Origin of the sequence: Parasutterella muris (genome assembly GCF_943193095.1) — a bacterium.
GTDB classification, from domain to species: Bacteria; Pseudomonadota; Gammaproteobacteria; order Burkholderiales; family Burkholderiaceae_F; genus Parasutterella; species Parasutterella muris.
Genome location: NZ_CALPCV010000001.1, coordinates 185699 through 204588, shown reverse-complemented (window position 1 = coordinate 204588; position 18890 = coordinate 185699). Strand labels below are relative to the sequence as shown.

The window sequence follows — 18890 nt, the reverse complement described above, 5'->3', positions numbered from 1 at the left end:
CGGCTAGATAGCTCAGTTGGTAGAGCAGCGGATTGAAAATCCGCGTGTCGGTGGTTCGATTCCGCCTCTAGCCACCAACTCTTCTCTTTGTTGCACAAAAAAGAAAAGTCATGTATATTTCGTTTCTCTCGATTACGAGACGGCTAGATAGCTCAGTTGGTAGAGCAGCGGATTGAAAATCCGCGTGTCGGTGGTTCGATTCCGCCTCTAGCCACCAGATTTCCGAAGGCCTCGCACTGATTGCGAGGCCTTCTTCATTTCCGCACAAATTCCTCCCCCGGCTTACCGAAACTCATCGGCCGCTTCATTCTCAAAATAGAGCTGAAAACGGCACTAATCACTTCGGAAGCGGCACTATAGAGGCATATTAAAGATGGAATCTGCTATGAATCTGTTTACGCTTCGCTTAAAGACCGCAGCAATATGCCTGTGCAGTATGGCTACAGCCCTTTTGTCCGGCTGCGCGATCTCTCCGCAGGATTCAAATCCGACAACAATCGATGCACAGTGGGTGAACCCTTCAGCCACATTTGAACAAAAGACGATCACCGGAATCCTGGTCGCAGATCTCTCTGACAATCCGACCAGCCGCAGAATTTTCGAGGATGTCGCATCGAACGTTTTAGCATTTCACGGAATACCGGCTCAGCCAAGCTATCAGTATTTATCTGACCCACAGCCACTGGTCAGCGGAAACTCGCTTAATGTCTCCTCCCTGATGAAAGCGGCACGCAAAATCAAGGCGAGCGATATTCTGGTCGTGAAAAGCAGAGGCATTAAAACCAATGTGATCTACAACCCCGGAATGACTTGGGGGCCAGATCCTTTCTGGGGGCCTGGTCCCTGGGGCGGACCGTTTGGTCCGGGCCCGTTCGGTCCTGATCCCTTCTGGGGCGGCTGGGCGATTCCGCCCTCTGTGACTCAGCAGCAAATCGCTGAAACCAACGCCGAACTGATGAGTGCTCAAACCGCTGAAGTTCTTTGGACAGGATCTTTTTCTACCGTACTCGGAGCAAAGCCTGCCAACACGACATTCCAGGAATACGCTGAATTGATCGTGCAGGCCTTAATCCATAACGGATTCTTAATCCCTGTCAGCCAGCCTGACTATCAGATTAAGCCCGCTGCGAAGTTTGATCCCTCCGCGTCTCAGCCCGCGCAAAACCCTGCTCGTTAAACCTTTTGGCAATATTGACGCAGTCCTTAATGTGCTGGTCTCCAACCCATTTAAGGGCTGCAAATGATATTCCCGCGGAAGCGGCCAAACCTAAGGCCGGCACAAGTTTTGCCGCCTGAGCGGCGGTCAGACGTATGCTGAGTTTCTGCAGGACTGCCATCACGAGCGGCTTTGTGATCCACTTTCCGGCAAATGAACTTCCCGTCGCAGTAATCATTTGAAAAAGTCTGAGCCGTGAATCCGGAGTCAGATGCCTAATCTGATTAGGCGTCAAACCGAATTCATGATTGATGCTGTTCAGAATTTCGAGCATTAAGCTCACATCGACCGCAACGCTGGCGCCCGGGATCGGAAGAAGATTCAGTCCCGCGCTCATCAGCGCCCGCTTCGTCACAAGTTTTTTGCAGCGTTTCGCGGCATCGAGGATCGAGGCTTCGTCCGCCGGCATTTCATATTCTGTGAGCGCCCCCTGATGATTTTCTCGTGCAAATTCGTTATCAACCGTCATGGTTCGCCTCCGAATATTCCCTTGTGTCCGTTAAACTTAAGTTCTGAATAATTCTATATTTTTAATATAAAAACGAATCGCGAGTATAAAAAGGGCCTATTTTGGTCTTTTCAGAATACAATTTCGCAAATTTTCGACTAATTACGATGAATCTGCTCATCCTTGGTTTAAACCATACAACGGCCCCGTTATCTTTAAGAGAGAAGCTGGCTTTCGGTCCCGAAGAACTGGAATCGTCCATCAATATGATTCGGGCGATGTTCGGCGCGCCTGCCTGCGGGGGCATCAAGGAAGTTGCCATCCTCTCCACCTGCAACCGAACGGAAATTTACTGCGCTGCCGAAGAGCCTTCTGCCGCATTCCGATCTCTTCAGGACTTTTTAGTTCAGAGCAAACATGTCAGTCTGACTGAACTTGAGGAGCAGCTCTACTTCCTTGTGCAGGACGACGCCATTCGTCACGCTTTCCGGGTGGCTTCCGGTCTTGATTCCATGGTGTTGGGCGAAACGCAGATCGTCGGTCAGATGAAAAAAGCCGTTAAAACCGCTTCGCACGCGGGCGGTCTCGGTCTCTTTTTAAACCAGCTTTTCCAAAAGACCTATGCCGTCGCAAAAGAGGTCCGCTCATCCACTGAAATCGGTGCGCATTCCATCTCTTTAGCAGCTGCCGCTGTCCGTGTCGCCAATCGTATCTTCGGCTCGCTCTCTGAGTCGAACATTCTTTTTATCGGCGCAGGCGAAATGATTGAGCTCTGCGCTGCGCACTTCGGCGCTCAGAACCCTCAAAAGGTAACCGTCGCCAATCGAACCGTCGCACGAGCTCAGGCTCTGGCTGATCAGGTAGGCGCCAATGCGGTATCACTGGCTGAACTGCCCGAGATTCTGCATAACTACGACGTGGTTGTTTCCTGTACAGCAAGCACACTCCCAATCCTAGGTCTCGGTATGGTGCAAAGCGCGGTTAAAAAGCGCCGCTACCGTCCGATCTTCATGGTGGATCTTGCAGTCCCGAGAGATATTGAACAGGAAGTCTCTTCTCTTGATGAAGTCTATGTCTACACCGTCGACGATCTGGGCAAAGTCGTGCAGAGCGGCATGGAAGGAAGAAAAGCGGCCGTTGCTCTTGCGGAAGAATTAATTGCCAAGAGAGTCGAGGAATTCAAAAACTGGTTCTCCTCCCGCGAATCTGTACCGCAGATTCTGTTGCTGCAGAAGCGGGCAGACGATCTCCGAATGATGGAACTCGAAAAGGCAAAGAAAGCGCTCCACAAAGGAGAGTCCGTGGAAAATGTGCTCGAAACGATGTCCAAAGGTCTGATGAAGAAATATATTCACGACCCTCTGACCGTTATGCGCAACACACAGAGCCTTTCGGAAGAAGACTACGAGAAAGTCCTCGATCTTCTTCAGCGCTTCTACCATTACCACGGCCGCTAGCTGAAAAATCACCCGACTCATTGAAAACCTTCACCATTTTGAAGGTTTTTTGTCGTGCGTAAATGAGTTTTTTATTTAGAATCACAAGAAATTTTTTACTGTCTTTTTTATGAAAGAATCTATGCGCTCCAAGCTGGCACAACTTGCCAGAAGATTGGAAGAAATTGATGTAACACTCCAGGACCCGGATATCGCCTCCAATATGGATCGATTCCGCGCACTCTCCAAAGAAAGGGCGGAAATTGAACCCATTGTTCAGAAAACCAAAGAATTTGAAAAAGCCGAGGCGGATCTTGAGGCTGCTAACGAAATGCTAAGCGACCCTGAGATGAAGGAATTCGCGTCTGAAGAAATCGGCAATGCAAAAAAAGTGATTGAACAGGTCTCCGCAGAACTTGAAATTCTTCTTCTGCCTAAAGACCCGAATGACGATAAAAATATTTTCTTGGAAATCCGTGCCGGCACCGGCGGCGATGAATCCGCCCTTTTTGCAGGCGACCTTTTCCGCATGTATTCACGCTATGCGGAACGCCAGGGCTGGCAGGTTGAATTTGTCTCGGCCAGCCCGTCCGATCTTGGCGGATACAAAGAAGTCGTTGTCAGAATCATCGGACTTGGCGCCTATTCCAAGCTCAAATTCGAAAGCGGCGGACATCGCGTTCAGCGTGTTCCGGAAACCGAGTCTCAGGGACGCGTCCATACGTCCGCATGTACAGTCGCGGTTCTTCCTGAAGCCGACGAGATAGGAGACGTTGTGATCGATCCCTCGGATCTGAGAATTGACGTGTATCGAGCTTCGGGCGCCGGCGGTCAACATATTCAGAAAACAGAAAGCGCGGTTCGAATTACGCACATCCCGACCGGAATCGTCGTGGAATGTCAGGACGAACGAAGCCAGCACAAAAACAAAGAACGCGCGATGGGTGTTCTTGTCGCACGTATCCATGCCGCACAGGTTGCCGCTCAGCAGGCTGAGGAAGCTTCCATGAGAAAATCTCTGGTGGGTTCCGGCGATCGAAGCGAACGCATCCGTACCTATAATTATCCTCAGGGCCGTGTCACCGATCACCGCATCAACCTCACGCTTTACAAGCTTGATCAGATCATGGACGGCGATCTTGACTGCATCATCACGCCTCTGACCTCAGAACACCAGGCCGAACAGTTGGCTGCCTTGAGCGAAGGCTCGGTCTAACCAGGCATGACGACAGTAGAACAATGGCTTGTCCAAAGTCCGCTTGAGGCTGCGGATAAGCGTGTTCTTTTTGAATTCGTGACAGGACTGGATCGAATCCGTCAAATGACGCATTCCAAAAATGTCCTATCGCCTCAGGCGTTAGAGAAACTGCGCGAAGTCGAACAGAAAAGGCTGGCGGGAATTCCGGTCCCGTACATTACCGGTGTGCAGGAGTTTTACGGCAGAACCTTCTCAGTCGGTCCGTCTGTGCTCATTCCTCGCCCGGACACCGAGTGTTTGGTTGAGTGGCTCATTGAAAATCTCCCTCACGGCATACAGGTGTGCGATCTGGGCACAGGAAGCGGCTGCATTGCCGAAACACTGAAATTGGAACGCTCTGATTTGGATGTCCTTGCCTCGGATCTCAGCAGAAGCGCCATTGAAACGGCCCGCAGAAACGCTGTCAGCCTCAAAGCAGACGTGCGTTTTCTGGAAGGAAGTTGGCTGAAGCCTTACGTCGGTCATTTCGATCTGAAAGCAATCGTCTCCAATCCGCCCTATATCCGCAGCCGGGATCCGCATTTAAAAGCGCTGACTTTCGAGCCGCAGAACGCGTTGGTTGCGCAAGAAAACGGCCTTGCCGCCTACAGAGAGATTCTTTCCGAAGCTAAGTCGCTGAAATTCAATCCGCATATCATTGCCTTCGAGCACGGATATGACCAAGGCGAGTCGGTTCGCAGTATCTTTTCTGAATTTGGCATGGAAGGCAGCAAAACGCATAAGGACTACGGCGGGAACGACCGTTTCACCGTCTGGTGCAGGACCTAAACGGCCGACAAAGGCACCTTTTTAGGTACCTAACATCTTATTTTTATTTTGGATTCTTAGACGAATCGTTTAAAATTTCAAAAGCTTTTTTATTTTTTTGCAGAGAGACCCTAGATATGATGGTTCTTTACTCCGGCAGCACTGATCCTTTTTCCCAGCGCTGTCGTTTTGTCCTTTTCGAAAAAGGAATGGACTTTGAAATTCGTGACATCGATTTATACCATAAGCCTGAAGACATCAATGTCATGAACCCGTACGGCGAAGTGCCGATTCTCGTCGAGCGCGATCTCGTGCTTTATGAATCGAATATCATCAACGAATATATCGACGAGCGCTTTCCCCATCCTCAGCTGATGCCGCCTGACCCGGTTGAAAGAGCAAGAACAAGACTGCTTCTCTTCAATTTTGAGAGAGAAATTTTCAAGCACGTACATACCCTTGAAAATCGCAACAGCCCTGATGAAGCGCGCATCGCCGCCAGAGAAACCATTCGTGACCGTCTGACTTCTCTTGCCCCGCTCGTAGCTAAGAAAAAATATTTGAACGGCGACGATTTCACAATGCTTGATATCGCTTTGGCTCCCCTTCTGTGGAGACTGAACTACTACGGCATTGAACTTCCGGCAGCCGGTATGCCTGTCCAGAAATACGCCGAACGAGTCTTCTCCCGCCCGGCATTCATTGAGGCGCTTACTCCCTCTGAACGGGTCATGCGGAAGTAATCAATGGAAGAAACAACCTCTTTAACGCCATATTTTCTTCGCGCGTTTTACGACTGGAGCATGGATAACGGTCTGACTCCGCAGATCAACGTGATCCTCAACAACGATCCGCAGCTTTCCGTGCCCAGAGCGTACGCAAACGGTTCGCAAATCACGTTCAATATCGGACCGTATGCCGCTCGGAATTTGGAGCTTGGCAACGATTTCGTTAAATTTGACGCAACGTTTAACGGTGTCGCTGAAAGTATTCAGGTTCCCGTCAGCAACATAGAGGCGGTGTTTGTCAGAGAGACCGGCTTTGGCATCCCGTTCGAGGTCAAACTTAAACCTGACCAAGAACCCGCGCCCCGCCGCGGTTTCACTCGTGTGGACTGATTAAAAAAGGAGAAGCTTTCATTTTGTTACGCTTCTCCTTTTTTTCAGCACACAACTTCAAAAATTTGTGTAAAATTCACGTCTCGGTTAGCCCGCTTAGCTCAGTGGTAGAGCAACCGCCTTGTAAGCGGTAGGTCGTCTGTTCAAGTCAGTCAGCGGGCACCAAAGAATTCCTTCGATCATCTGCTTTGATGGTTGAAAACAGTTAATGTGGAAAGCTTCGCTTTTCCGATGCCCGCTTAGCTCAGTGGTAGAGCAACCGCCTTGTAAGCGGTAGGTCGTCTGTTCAAGTCAGTCAGTGGGCACCAGTTTCGACGGCTCCTTTCAGGAGCCGTTTTCTTTTACCCGCAAAGGGCATTGTCACTTTCAAAGATAACGTACTTCGGTGATAATTCGTCTTATTCAGTAACGTTTAAGGCGGTCATCATGGCTAATGTCCAACAACAAGCTTCAACATTCTTCAGAGAGTTTCAGGCCTTTATTTCCAAAGGAAACGTCATCGATTTAGCGGTCGCTGTTATCGTTGGCGGAGCTTTCAACTCGATCATCGGTTCCCTTGTTAAAGACGTCATCAATCCGATTCTTGGCGCGCTCATCGGAAAACCGGATTTTTCCAACCTTTTCTATGTCATGAAGATGCCCGCCGACTATACAGGGCCGATGACTTATGATGCGCTCACCAAAGCTGGGGCCTCTGTCCTAGGCTACGGCGCCTTCCTCACAGCGGTCATTAATTTCATTCTTCTGGCATTCGTTATTTTCTGTATGCTCAAGGCTCTGACCTCTCTGAGAAAACGCATTGAAGCTGAGGCTAAAGCCGAGGCTGCGGCTCCTGCCCCGACACCGGAAGACACTCTGCTGCTCAGACAGATTCTTGATGAGCTTAAGAAAAAGAATTAATTTGATCTCCAAAGACAGAGCCCTCCGCAATGGAGGGCTCTGCTTTTTAGAATTTCCAGTCGGCTTTAAATATGACCTGACTGTCGATTCTTCCGTCACCTAGAGCTGCTTTTGCAGCCAGCGTCGCTTCCGCTGAGCCACTCCTAACCTTCAGGCCGGCGCCTGCAAAACCGCTCCAGCGATTGATTTCTTTCTGAGAAATCGATTCTCTGGCCTGAGTACCAACCGCCCGCAGCTCTCCTTTCTTATCGAGCTGCCCGACTCGGATGCTGCCGCCTGCCTCTCCGTTGAGGCTAAACCGATATCCGCCAATAGAGCCGATCTCCACACTGCCTCGCACTACCGCCGGAATCTCGGCAAAAACCTGCGCCCTGCTCTTAAATTCAAACGCCTTCTGAGAACCGATCTTCGTGTGCTCAGTAGTCTTTAGAAGAGTCCAAATCTGCGGCTCAATTGCAATGCTGAGGCCGTCAATGATTCGATACGACCCTGAAATGCCTCCGGTCAGATAGTAGTCATCAACCTTCGCCTTCATGCGCTCAAGCTGCATAGCGGCAGGCAGATCCGCGGTGATATTGCCGCGCGACAGGCCCGCGCCGGCATTCACGCCGACAATAAAATCGCCGAAGTCTTTACTGATCATGCCGTTAACCGCCGTCACATTTTGCTTGCCGCTCGCTTCAAGCACAGCATGCCTGCTCTTCGAAGAAATATGGGTATATTCGGCCGCTGCGACAACTGAGTAACCGGATTCGGTTTTATGCGCCATGCCAAGACGAACATTTTCCGAATTCGCTCGATACGCTCCGCCCAGTAAATATCCGCCTGCCTTCCGGGAAGAGAAAAAACCGCCTTCAGCTCCACCGAAGATATGCGTGGAACCTTCGGGCTTGTCATAGAGTCGGATCGCTTCCGTTCCAATCGCGCTGCGCAGACCTTCTCCCGATCGGAACATATTTAAACGTGTCCCGAGAAGACTCGGCAGCAGCGTGGCCTGACCGATAAGCGCAGCAGAATAATGGGGCGCCATAAAGGTCTCGTTGTCCACTCGCGCAAAGAATCTCTGCGCCGCATTGTCGGAATCAATCGTAAAGCCTTCCGTATTGCTGTACAGCCAGCCCTGAAGCTGAGGATAGACAAAGTTCGTTGTGATAACGACCGCTTTCTCCCGATCGATAAACCAGCCGTCCTCGCGGTTCTCCAGCACCAGTGACACATTTCTGTTCGCGGAGATGAGCTGAACCGTATCCGAGCCTTCAAATTCCTGAATAGTGGAATCGGTCAGCTGATTGGTTCCAAAGGGATCAAGCACGAAAATACCGCTCCCTTCTTTGAACACCGGGGCCGTTCCATCCTCAGAACTGAACGCGGGACGCCCCGTACGATGTTTAAGAATAAATACGGCACCGCTCTCAAACGTTAATCCGGCGTGAGCCTCTCTCTCATTGGACAAGCCCACGATAATGGAGTTTTCTTTAGAAAGCACGAACGTGTCATTGACAGCCAGTACGCTCGAGAACTTCTCCTGAGCCAAATCGAAAATCTGGAAAACCACATCTCTCGTTAAATCAATTGAGTCGTCCTTGCGGCCGTCACCCAAAATTAGAATTCCGTTGCTTCCGACTCGAAATTCGGTGCCGCTTCCGCTCCAGTTCTTGATCGCCAGAGAGGCGTATTCACCTTGCTTTTCGTCGCCTTCGATCAGAATAGAGGCGTTTGCGCTCTCCGCGTTTTCAAACACAACATCCGCGTCTGAGCTGAGACGCAGTGTCGGAATCACGTCTCGAGAGCTGCTTCCGATTGAAAAGTCTTTCGCCCTCACCTGACTGCTGATTGAGGTTCTGCCGCCTTCAAGCTGCAGAGACTGAACGGTAAAAAGCCCTTCAATGTCCAAAGTCCCTCCGCGGACGATCACGCCCTGCGTCGAGTCAAAAGATGTATTTTTGTCAAAGCGCGCCGAGCCGTCCAGCTGGAAGATATCCGCGTAAACGTGTGTCTGGGCGCCGTTTTTAATGAGAAACTCACCGGTATTGACGATCGCGGAATTCGGACCGACCGTTACTTTGCCGGTAAATAAAAGACGTCCCGTGTCGGACACAAAAACCTTCGAATCGATTTCTGCCCGCTTCTGGACTTCTCGCGTTCCCTCGTAACTTAATCCGTGCAGCTCCAGCGTACTGAATTCTCCGACGGACAGCCAATTATCTGTCCCCGACATCGGTCCTCTGCCTGTACCATAAAGAACAAGCGTGGAATTGTTCAGAGTCAGCACTTCGCTCTTTGTGTAGATCGACCCGATGCAAAGGCGCTCCGAATTTAACTCGGACATCTCTCCTAAGTTGAGATTGACGGATGCCAAACCGATGTTCTTTCCTTCGAGATAATTCTTATAGTCGCTGTAGTTGATCCCTGTCACAACAGAATTATCAATCAGCAGCTCACCGGTGTACGTAACGCCGATACCGTAGTATTCGGAAGCGAGGCTGAGATATTTCAGATCGACCGCTTCATCGGTGAGGATAATTTCCGAAAATGAGGTCTTAGTGAAATCGGTGATTTTGCCCTGAAGCTGACTCTCACGATTGAAGTCCTGGGCTGATATTTCAAACAGATCCTTGGAGGCCGCTGTAATGCTGACCTCTTTAAAGTGCCAGTTGCCGTCGTTGAGATTGGTGTCGCCCGACAAAGTTAGCGAGCCGCCGTTTTGACTGTACTGACCGGTAAAGGAAAGCGTGCTGCCGTTCAGGACAACCGATGAATCCTGCACCTTGACATTAAGCGCTCCGCTAAAGACCTGATCGGCATTCACGGTTAATGATGCGCCGTTTTCCAGAATCAGAGAGCCGCCCTTTGCTGCGGAGAAAGCACTCCCGCCGGCATTTACCGTCAGCTGCTTTCCTTCTGAGACGGTGATTTTGGAGTTCACGGAACCGAGAACAAATGCGTCCGCTGAGGCGCTGATCAAAGAGTCTCCGCCGATCAGCAGCGAAGCTTTATCCTGCAGTACGGCAAAAGAGGCAGAACTTCCTGTGACCGCCCCTGTGAGGCCTTCGGAAAAAAACACCTGAGATGCCGAAGCAAAACCTTTGATTCGTATCGCTGTGTTCTCTGAGCCGTCCTCAATAGCGGCGCTCAGAGCGGCGTGATGCCTGAATGTGACATCAGCGCCCTCTTCTGCGACCAGGACGGCAGCGGATCCGCCCTGAGCATCGTTAATCGAACTCTTAACTTTGATATCAACAGCTCGCAAAATATCCGCCTGTTTGCTAAAGCGCGCCGCCGGATCATTCGAGCTCTGAACCATGCCGAAATTCAGCGCGGTTTCAGACAGCTCCGGTGCGTTCCATATTTCTTCGGCGCCTTCCATCGTCAGAGGAGAGCTGCCGACAAACGGTGAATTTTCTGAGATGTGGACAAGAATCAGATTTTCTTTAGCGAGATCTTCAATATATTGGTTAATCTCTTCATCCGTTTCAAGGTAATTGGTTTTGGTCTCCCCGAAGAAAGGATCCTCCTGCGAGAAAGAAGGTACCGCATGCAAGGCGATAACCAAGGCGAGTGCTGCCCTTTTGAGAGACAGTGGGCGTCTGTGTCGATATGTCTTGTTTGCCATCGGCAACTCCGGGTGCGCAGCTGCCGATGAAAAGATCCGGTTACACCGGGTTGTCAATTCCGACGAAGCTGACGTTTATTTCTGGGAAATGGTTTCCAATCCAAACGGCCATGGCCCGTATTCCTAACGTTTCTCCGGCATGGTGGCCGACTGAGAAATAAGGAATTCCTAATTCACGAGCTTCCAGAACTGTTCTTTCGCTAATTTCCCCGCTAAGGTAAGCGTCCGAGCCTTCGGCTGCCGCGTCTTCTAAAAAATCCTGAGCCGCGCCGCTGCAGAAGGCGACCGTCTTAATTAAAGCGACGGAGTCTACAGGCACCACAAAAGGAGGTCTATGGACAACCCCCTCTATTTTGTTAGCAAGTTCTTCCGTAGTTACAAAGTCATGGAATTCCCCCATAAGCACCAGAGGATTAGACTTTGTCGCTCGGACGTTCTGCAACTTCAGCGCACGCGCCATTTCATAGTTGTTGCCGACAGTCTCATTGGCATCCAGAGGTAGATGGTAGGCAATCAGATTGATATTGTTGGCGAGAATCTTCGCGATTCGATTCCGTTTGATACCGATAATCCGTGAGTTCTCGTTTTTCCAGAAATAACCGTGGTGAACAATAATGGTGTCCGCACCGCGCCTGATCGCTTCATCAATTAGCGCCTCAGAGGCGCTGACACCGCAGACAATCCGCTGAACATTATCCGCACCTTCTATCTGCAGCCCGTTCGGGCAGTAGTCTTTGAAAGTCTCAGGTTTCAGTAATTCATCGAGTGTGTTCAGAAGCTCTGCTCTTTTCATAGTCAGTCCATATAGAAACTGCCGGCAAGCCGGCAGTTCAGTTCAATTAAATCTTTGTGCGGATTAAGGCATGACCAGTCCGCTTCCCGAAGCATCCGGGCTGCTGAAGCCGGGCTGACCTGGGACAACCAGCTTGCTTGCGGCCTGACGACGAAGCTCCTGAAGCTCTTTCATCGTGCGTTCCACACCGGCCTTCGCCGCTTCACGATAGCCCTTGACTGCGGCTTCCAGACTGTCGGCTTCGATATCAAAGGAAATCGGAAGCGCGCCCATCTGGGTCATAATCTGAGCTTCACCGGTATAAATCACCGGACGCGACTCATCTTTATTGCCGTCGGCAAGAACGGGAACCAGACAGCGAATCACGCCAATCTTTCTATCGGTATAGATTTCTTCACGGTACAGGTTGGTGAGCTCCATCTGAGCATCAGCCTCTTCCTTAACCGGTTCTGTTTGTTCTGACATTACATACTCCTTCTTTTATTGAATTCAGTCATTATCCGCTCGTGCGCCTCAGATGAAGCGAGGTCTGCCCCCAATCAGGGCCCCTGATTAGCGGTACACCATGACAGGAATCTTCGAATGCGTCAGTACTTTCTGTGTTTCACTTCCAAGCAGAACGGCCGCAAGACCTTGTCTGCCGTGAGAAGCCATAAAAATCAGGTCGCAGTTGTACTCCGTGGCTGCGTCAATGATCGCTTCGGCGGGAGAAAAAGACTTAAATGCGACAACTTCGCATTTCACGCCCTTTCGCTCAACCGCTTCTCTCGCGATTTCCAATCTTTCCTGAGCCATTTCCTTCACACGAGAATCGTATTGATCAATGCTCTCAGGACGATATTCGGACAGATTGGTGTAGCTGTAAGGCTCAATCACGGTGACGGCAACAATTGAGGAGTCCATTGCCTTTGCGAAATCAGCGGCTGCCTCCAGGGCTTTATCAGAAAGCTCCGACCCGTCGGTCGGTACCAGAATACGGCTGTACATTAGGCGTTTCCTTTATTTAAGTTATTTAATCTAGTTTAATAGATTCGTATGCTTACGGTTACTATTTTTCCTTGTTTTACGCTCCTCTACGCTCCTTCTGAGAAACGGTTCTTCATTTTTGTATGCCGGCGATCCGATTAATAGCGACTGAAGCCGCCGCAAACCCGATTGCGGCAGTCACAACCACGCCGGAACCGTAACCGGAACAGGCCAAGCCTCCGGTAATGTCGCAGCTGCCTTCCGGACGAACGACCGGATCGGCGGTGTATACAGCGGTTATGCCGAACTTCTCAATCCGCTTTTCTTCCTTTGGCCGCGGATACCCGTACTGCTTCCGAAGACGATACCTTAGGTTGGAGAGCAGCGGGTCTCCCTTGGCCTTTGCAAGATCATCGACGAGGATATTAAGCGCGGAGGTTTTTCCTCCGGCAGCGCCGCATGTGATAAATAAGCCGCCGCTTTTCTGCACAAAAGCTGCCATTGCCGCCTTTGCCTTGACCTGATCCGTACAGTCCAGCACGACAGGCGTGTGCAGCATTTCCGAAACATTCTCCTCATCAACGAAATCCTCGACCATCGTCACTTCGCAAAGAGGATTAATCAGGGCGATTCGTTCCTTCAGGGCTTGCGCCTTCGGCTTTCCGTAAGCGCCGGTGAGAGCCTGAAGCTGTCGGTTGGTATTGCTTTCGGCGATATTGTCCAAATCTATCAGCGTCAGTTTGCCGACAGCCGTGCGCGCAAGCGCTTCCGCTGCCCAAGAGCCGACGCCGCCTAAGCCGACGACCGTGACCGAGGCCTGAGCAAGACGTGCTGCGCCCTCCTTCGTATAGAGTCTCGCGACCCCGCCAAACCTTCTCTCATAATCCAGCGGGTACCGTTCCGTCTGACTAAGCGTCTCGCCCATAGCGTCTCCAAACCTCACTCACAATAAGGATAAAAAATGTTTGCATCGTCCTCGTCCTCCGTTAAACTTGACAGGGGATGGATCGGAAAAGAACCATATTACTAACCGCGGACAAATTTGTTAATTCGTACCTTGCGAAGGCTGATTTCGATCTGATAATTTAATCATCAAAAAGGCAGTTTCAAACAATTGTTTCTTAGGCTGCGAGAATATTCTGACCCGGAGGAATTATGAAGATTTTAGTACCCATCGACGGCAGTGAATTCAGCAATCACTCGCTTGAATTTGTCGCCTCGCGAACAACACTTCTCGGCTCCAATCCCGAAATTGAGCTGATGAGTGTTCAGGCGCCTGTTCCGGCTCGCGCCTCCCGCCTGATCGGCAGCGGATCACTCCGCGGCTACTATGACGAAGAAGCCAACACTGTATTGGAACCCGCCGTCAAGGAGCTTGAAAAAGCCGGTGTTAAAGCCGCCACACGTTTCGCGGTCGGTGAAGCCGCTCCCACAATCGCGAAGACCGCGGAAGAATCCGGCGCCGACCTGATTATCATGGGTTCGCACGGCAGATCCGCGCTCAAAGGACTGCTGCTCGGTTCCGTCACAAATTCCGTTCTTGCGCTTTCAAAGAAGCCGGTGCTTATTCTGAGAAACAAAACCGCTCCTCAGACGGACTCTCTTAAAGTCGGCGTCGCGGTTGACGGCTCCTCCTACGGCGAAAAGGCCGTGGAGTACATCCTGAAGAATCACGACCTCTTCGGTAAAGACCCGGTCTTTTATCTGATGAATGTCGTCAGCGACTATGCCGGCGTTGTGATGCCCGACATGGCAGGCATGGCGCTCCCGACACTGAATGAATCCGAGGTTCGCGCAATGCAGCGCGAAGCGTTCGATGAAGCGGTCGGACCGGTTCGCGACAAATTCACTCAGCTCGGCTTTAAAGTTGAAGAGATCTGCCTTGTCGGCAACCCGGGCGATGAGATCGCCGCCTTCGCAAACAAGGAAGGGCTTGACGTGATTGTTATGGGCACCCGAGGATACGGCGCATTCAAAGCTGCCGTTTTAGGCTCAACAGCAACCCGCATCGCCGCCATCAGCGATAAGCCCCTTCTGGTTATCCAGGCGTAGAGAAAGCATTCGGACGTTCGTCCCTTACGGTAAAAAAAGAAGCGTCCGCAGACGCTTCTTTTTTTGAAGGAGAGATATGCAGCAGATTCTAAAAATAATACTTTTCATGGGCCTTCTGCACTGCGGTTTCATCTCCTCACGCGTGATTACAACCCTTTACGCGCTTCACAACGGGCAGCCCGCCTGGATTGTCGGCGTGATTCTTTCGGTTTATGCGGCGGTCCCCGCGCTGATTTCGATTCATGTCGGCAAATGGATCGACCGCATCGGCGTCAAAATTCCGATCATTATCGCCTGTCTGCTCATATGCGTTGCCTGCGCCGTACCAATTTTCTTTCCTTACGAAACTTTCGGCATCAAACCGATCTATATCACCTGTCTGCTTGCAGGCACCGGCTTTGTCTTTGCGCTCATCAGCGGTCAGGGACTCATCGGGCACCTGACCACAAATAAAACCCGAGCCACGGGATTCACGTTTCAGTCCATGGCTTTTTCCGCCTCGGGCGCCGCCGGCCCGGTCATTGCCGGTTACCTGATTGATGAGAAGAATTACTACTGGGCCTACGGCGGAGCGCTCGGCTTTGCGCTTGCGGCTGCCTTAGTCTTTCTTCTGATTTCACGCGGACTGCCTTCGTCGCTGAACGCGAACAAGCAGAAAAAAGTCGAAAAACACAGCTTATTTGAGCTCTTTAAGCATCCCCTGATTCGAAACGTACTGCTCGCCTCCGCCCTAGTCTCAATGGCATGGGATCTTCAGGCCTTCATGATCCCGGTCTACGGAACGGAAATCGGTCTTGACGCGGTAGCGATCGGATGGCTGCTGAGCGTATTTTCCGTCTGCTCTTTTGCGGTTCGAGCCCTCATGCCGATTCTTTCGCACCACTTTAAAGAGTGGTCCATTATCATCTTCGTGCTCGTCTCTACCGGCGTCTCCTACCTGATATTTCCCTTCACAACCAGTTTGGCGGTCCTCTTTGTCCTCTGCGGATGGCTTGGCGCGTCTTTGGGCGCGTCTCAGCCCAACGTTCTCTCTCTGCTTCACCAAGTCACACCGGAGGAGAGAATCGGAGAGGCGATCGGTATACGAACCATGCTGATGAACTCAAGTCACACCGTTCTACCGCTTCTTTTTGGTTTTGGGGGCTCAGTTATCGGTGCCGCAGCCGCTTTTTGGTCTCTCGGCGCAACGATGATCCTCGGTGCATTCAGAATTCAGAGGTCCAACAAAAATATTGCTTCGGATCGCGGGATGCCGGATGAGGAAAAAGCAATAGAAAGATCACTAATTGATGCGAAAAAACAAAAAATACACCATAAATAGGTGATTTTTTCATGCCATAAAGTAATCACTTATGGTCATTTTGCATTTATCTCGTTACAATCAGTAATGAAAGCTGCGGGACTACATTGATTGTGAGCAAAACTTTAATTACAGCAGCAACTATTCATAAATAAGCTCTCGTTTGAAAGACAAGAGCTTGGAGGGTTTTATCTTGAACACAAGGGAGACAACCGTATTGATTGTTGAACCGGATCTTGATACGCAGCGTGTTTACCGCCAGCGTCTGATCCATGATCCGGGTATCCGTTTGATTGGCATCTGCTCCAGTATGGAATCCGCAACTTCCTTACTGCTTCAGACTCGCTGTGACATCCTTTTAACGGAGCTTAATCTGGGCCAGCGGGATGGTTTGGAATTAATTCACCAAGCTCATACCGAGTATCACATTCCGAATATCGCTGTTATTTCCAATCGTTCCAGTCCAAAAGATATTCTTGCCGCCATTGAAAACGGCGCTATCGGCTACATTGTCAAGACTGAGACTAATCTTCAGTCGATTGCTGACTATGTTCGTTCCATCATTGTCGGAGGAAGTCCGATCAGTCCTATCGCGGGGCGCGTTATTGTTAAGACGCTTCAAAACCGCATTGAAAACGAGCAGGTTTCTGAGATTCAGGGGATGCATTCCAGTTCAGTTCCGAATCCGCTATCGCCCAGAGAGACAGAAGTCCTCCATTTGCTTGGCCGAGGCATGAGCTTTGCTGACATCAGTAAAGTGCTGGGCATCTCCACGCACACTGTCACCGCCCACATCAAGAAGATTTACCGCAAGCTCAAAGTCCACTCGCGAGGCGAAGCGGTTTACCTCGCCTCTCAGATGGGCATTCTCTCGGATCGCTAAAGTGATTCGAAAAGGGACGGTTCAAACCGTCCCTTTTGCTTGTATTTTCAGCTAAGAAGCCGCGGTCCATTCTCCGCTCTTGCCGCCGCTTTTCTTCAAGAGGCGAATCCCGTCCATCTGCATTCCGCGGTCCACCGCCTTGAGCATGTCGTAAATCGTCAGCAGCCCGACCTGAACCGTAGTCAGCGCTTCCATCTCCACGCCGGTACGGCCTTTACATTCGCAAGTCGCAACACAGCGAATTCGACTTTCCTTTTCAAAGAGCTCAAATTCGACCTCGACATGCGTGAGTGCAATCGGATGACACAGCGGAATCAATTCCGGTGTTTTTTTCGAACCCATGATTGCCGCAATTCGGGCAACCGCCAGCACGTCGCCTTTCTTAGCCTTTCCCTGAGCGACCAGTTCAAAGGTTTCCGGCTTCATCGAGATCCATCCCTCGGCAACGCCGACTCGGCAGGTTACGTTTTTTTCACCCACATCAACCATGTGTGCGTCGCCCGATTCATTAAAGTGCGTCAAAGCAGACATTCGTTTCTTTCCTATTAAGAATTCGTTACAGCAAAAAAAATAATAACTGATATATTTTCTTTTAGATGTAAATAATAACGTCGCCAAAAATTCGGAGCTGACATGGTCGCTAAGCGCATAATTTCCTTACTTTTCGCATGTTCGATGGCCCTTGAGCCGGCTGCTCATGTCTATGCGCAAAACTATAACCTTCCTAATCTCGGCGCAGCCGGCGGCGCTACGCTCTCTCAGCTGCAGGAGCGTCAGCTTGGCGAGGAGATTATGAATGAGGTTCGCAGTGATCCGACCTATCTTGCCGATCCTGAAACCATGGAATATCTGAATCGGATCGGATACCGACTCGTCTCAGCCGGTCCCGGCTCCCCATACAGTTTTGAATTTTTCCCGATCCGCGACAGCTCAATCAACGCCTTCGCGCTCCCGGGCGGCTTTATTGCGGTCCACACCGGGCTTGTCACCGCGGCTTCTAACGAAAGCGAACTTGCTTCCGTACTCGCGCACGAAATCGGGCACGTTCAGCAGCGTCATATTGCCCGCATGCTGGAAAATCAAAAAGGCAACTGGGCCATGACGCTCGGTTCTATTTTGGTCGCAATTCTTGCCGCTCGAGCGGGCTCCGGGGACGGCGCAGCGGCTTCTGTCATCGGTGCGCAGGCCGCCATGGCGCAGAACTATCTTTCTTTTTCCCGCGACGCGGAAAGAGAAGCGGACCGTGTGGGTTTTAATTCGCTCGTTCGCGCAGGTTTTGATCCGAAAGGCATGGAGCAGTTCTTCGAGCGTCTTGACTTCAACAACCGCGCTTATGAGGGCGCGAGAGCCGCCCCTGCTTATTTAAGAACGCACCCGATGACCGTGGACCGTATGAGTGAAGCCCAGGTGCGCTCAAGAAGCGTTAGAGCGCAAAAGCACAAAGATTCTCTGGACTTTTATCTGATTCGCGCGCGTCTTCGCGTCCTACAGTCCAACCGTTATCAAGGCTGGTCCGATGCGATGGACTACTTCAAAGAAGAAGCAAAGACCGCAAAGGGCTATGAAGCGGCCGCCGTCCATTACGGCATGGCGGTCGCCGCGCAGCGCATGAAGAACCCGACGCTTGCGCTTCAGGAAATCGAAAAAGCGCGCCAGATGACGGGCGGAAATTCCGCGATCATCAATAAGCTGTACTCTGATCTTGTTTTTGAGTCTTCCCCGAACCAGCGCGCCCGTGGACTGCAGCTGGCGAAACAGGCTTATGAGAAAAGCCCGCTTTCAGCCATGCTCTTAGAAAACTATGCAAGTCTGCTGCTTCGAGATAAGAAATACAGCCAGGCCGTTGAGCTTATGCGAAAGCAGCACGCGATTTCCAAATCAACGGTCACCTATCAATCGATTCTCGGACGCGCCTATGAAGCGATGGGCAAACGAAGCCTAAGCCATCAGGCAATCGGCGAGATGTATGCGCTTCAGGGGCAGAAAGTTGCTGCCATTCAGCAGCTTACGCTCGCGCAGAAAGCCAATGATGCGGACTTCTATACCATGAGTGAAATTGACGCGCGTCTCAGAGAACTCAGAGCTGATGTTGAGTTTGATAAGAAACATCAGTAAACCAATTCACGATTTTAGAGCTGATTTTTAACATCATTTAGTGAG

18 protein-coding genes and 4 tRNA genes are annotated in these 18890 nt (G+C 50.9%); 15 read left to right on the top strand and 7 right to left on the bottom strand.

Translation table 11 applies throughout. The annotated features are described in order from the left end of the window. Position 1 precedes the first annotated feature (1 nt). The 3 genes from NFR90_RS00990 to NFR90_RS00980 all read left to right on the top strand — a co-directional run bounded on the left by NFR90_RS00990 (position 2) and on the right by NFR90_RS00980 (position 1177). Positions 2-77 (top strand) — tRNA-Phe (locus tag NFR90_RS00990). A 64-nt stretch (positions 78-141) separates the two neighbouring features. Next, positions 142-217: transfer RNA gene (locus tag NFR90_RS00985), tRNA-Phe, on the top strand. 168 nt (positions 218-385) lie between these two features. Beyond that, complete coding sequence (locus NFR90_RS00980; protein ID WP_251449881.1) at positions 386-1177, top strand: hypothetical protein; 792 nt, start codon at positions 386-388, stop codon at positions 1175-1177. Here the strand turns inward: NFR90_RS00980 and NFR90_RS00975 are convergent. After that, entirely contained in the window at positions 1116-1685 is a 570-nt protein-coding gene (locus NFR90_RS00975) for a hypothetical protein (RefSeq protein ID WP_251449879.1), read from the bottom strand. The genes NFR90_RS00980 and NFR90_RS00975 overlap by 62 nt on opposite strands. A 146-nt stretch (positions 1686-1831) precedes the next feature. Here NFR90_RS00975 and hemA point away from each other — a divergent pair, with 146 nt between their 5' ends. The 8 genes from hemA (at position 1832) to mscL (ending at position 7123) form a co-directional block, all read left to right on the top strand. Beyond that, positions 1832-3121, top strand: a complete 1290-nt coding sequence (gene hemA / locus NFR90_RS00970; RefSeq protein WP_160336292.1) for a glutamyl-tRNA reductase — start codon at positions 1832-1834, stop codon at positions 3119-3121. Between the two features lie 109 nt (positions 3122-3230). Beyond that, the gene (gene prfA, locus NFR90_RS00965; RefSeq protein WP_160336293.1) at positions 3231-4316 is read left to right on the top strand and encodes a peptide chain release factor 1; all 1086 of its coding nucleotides are present in this window, start codon (positions 3231-3233) and stop codon (positions 4314-4316) included. A gap of 6 nt (positions 4317-4322) precedes the next feature. Next, positions 4323-5126 carry a peptide chain release factor N(5)-glutamine methyltransferase gene (gene prmC, locus NFR90_RS00960; RefSeq protein ID WP_160336294.1) on the top strand — a complete coding sequence of 268 codons (804 nt, stop codon included), beginning with the start codon at positions 4323-4325 and terminating at the stop codon, positions 5124-5126. A 116-nt stretch (positions 5127-5242) separates the two neighbouring features. Further along, positions 5243-5848 carry a glutathione S-transferase N-terminal domain-containing protein gene (locus NFR90_RS00955; protein WP_160336295.1) on the top strand — a complete coding sequence of 202 codons (606 nt, stop codon included), beginning with the start codon at positions 5243-5245 and terminating at the stop codon, positions 5846-5848. A gap of 3 nt (positions 5849-5851) precedes the next feature. Beyond that, on the top strand, positions 5852-6223 hold the full coding sequence (locus NFR90_RS00950) for a stringent starvation protein B (protein WP_160336296.1): 372 nt from the start codon (positions 5852-5854) through the stop codon (positions 6221-6223). A gap of 90 nt (positions 6224-6313) precedes the next feature. Beyond that, positions 6314-6388: transfer RNA gene (locus NFR90_RS00945), tRNA-Thr, on the top strand. 68 nt (positions 6389-6456) lie between these two features. Continuing rightward, positions 6457-6531, top strand: a tRNA-Thr gene (locus NFR90_RS00940). Between the two features lie 118 nt (positions 6532-6649). Next, the gene (gene mscL, locus NFR90_RS00935; RefSeq protein ID WP_160336297.1) at positions 6650-7123 is read left to right on the top strand and encodes a large conductance mechanosensitive channel protein MscL; all 474 of its coding nucleotides are present in this window, start codon (positions 6650-6652) and stop codon (positions 7121-7123) included. A gap of 46 nt (positions 7124-7169) precedes the next feature. Here the strand turns inward: mscL and NFR90_RS00930 are convergent, their stop codons facing one another. From NFR90_RS00930 to NFR90_RS00910, 5 genes are all read right to left on the bottom strand, one after another. Beyond that, positions 7170-10736: an autotransporter outer membrane beta-barrel domain-containing protein gene (locus NFR90_RS00930; RefSeq protein WP_160334766.1), complete on the bottom strand. Its 3567-nt coding sequence runs from the start codon at positions 10734-10736 to the stop codon at positions 7170-7172. A 40-nt stretch (positions 10737-10776) separates the two neighbouring features. Next, positions 10777-11529, bottom strand: coding sequence for a Nif3-like dinuclear metal center hexameric protein (locus NFR90_RS00925; RefSeq protein ID WP_160334765.1), 753 nt, complete (start codon positions 11527-11529; stop codon positions 10777-10779). A gap of 63 nt (positions 11530-11592) precedes the next feature. Beyond that, positions 11593-11994, bottom strand: a complete 402-nt coding sequence (locus NFR90_RS00920; RefSeq protein WP_160334764.1) for a hypothetical protein — start codon at positions 11992-11994, stop codon at positions 11593-11595. Positions 11995-12081: 87 nt separating this feature from the next. After that, positions 12082-12516 (bottom strand): universal stress protein, encoded by a 435-nt coding sequence (locus NFR90_RS00915; RefSeq protein ID WP_160334763.1) that lies wholly within the window; start codon positions 12514-12516, stop codon positions 12082-12084. A gap of 112 nt (positions 12517-12628) precedes the next feature. Continuing rightward, positions 12629-13420 carry a tRNA threonylcarbamoyladenosine dehydratase gene (locus tag NFR90_RS00910; RefSeq protein ID WP_160334762.1) on the bottom strand — a complete coding sequence of 264 codons (792 nt, stop codon included), beginning with the start codon at positions 13418-13420 and terminating at the stop codon, positions 12629-12631. A 230-nt stretch (positions 13421-13650) separates the two neighbouring features. Between NFR90_RS00910 and NFR90_RS00905 the strand changes: the two genes are divergently transcribed. The 3 genes from NFR90_RS00905 to NFR90_RS00895 all read left to right on the top strand — a co-directional run bounded on the left by NFR90_RS00905 (position 13651) and on the right by NFR90_RS00895 (position 16730). Next, positions 13651-14547 carry a universal stress protein gene (locus NFR90_RS00905; RefSeq protein WP_160334761.1) on the top strand — a complete coding sequence of 299 codons (897 nt, stop codon included), beginning with the start codon at positions 13651-13653 and terminating at the stop codon, positions 14545-14547. Positions 14548-14623: 76 nt separating this feature from the next. Then, positions 14624-15868, top strand: a complete 1245-nt coding sequence (locus NFR90_RS00900; RefSeq protein WP_251449877.1) for an MFS transporter — start codon at positions 14624-14626, stop codon at positions 15866-15868. A 172-nt stretch (positions 15869-16040) separates the two neighbouring features. Beyond that, the gene (locus tag NFR90_RS00895; protein ID WP_160334760.1) at positions 16041-16730 is read left to right on the top strand and encodes a response regulator transcription factor; all 690 of its coding nucleotides are present in this window, start codon (positions 16041-16043) and stop codon (positions 16728-16730) included. A gap of 51 nt (positions 16731-16781) precedes the next feature. Here the strand turns inward: NFR90_RS00895 and moaC are convergent, their stop codons facing one another. Continuing rightward, positions 16782-17261 (bottom strand): cyclic pyranopterin monophosphate synthase MoaC, encoded by a 480-nt coding sequence (gene moaC, locus NFR90_RS00890; protein ID WP_160334759.1) that lies wholly within the window; start codon positions 17259-17261, stop codon positions 16782-16784. 102 nt (positions 17262-17363) lie between these two features. Between moaC and NFR90_RS00885 the strand changes: the two genes are divergently transcribed. Beyond that, entirely contained in the window at positions 17364-18845 is a 1482-nt protein-coding gene (locus NFR90_RS00885; RefSeq protein ID WP_160334758.1) for a beta-barrel assembly-enhancing protease, read from the top strand. Positions 18846-18890 lie beyond the last annotated feature (45 nt).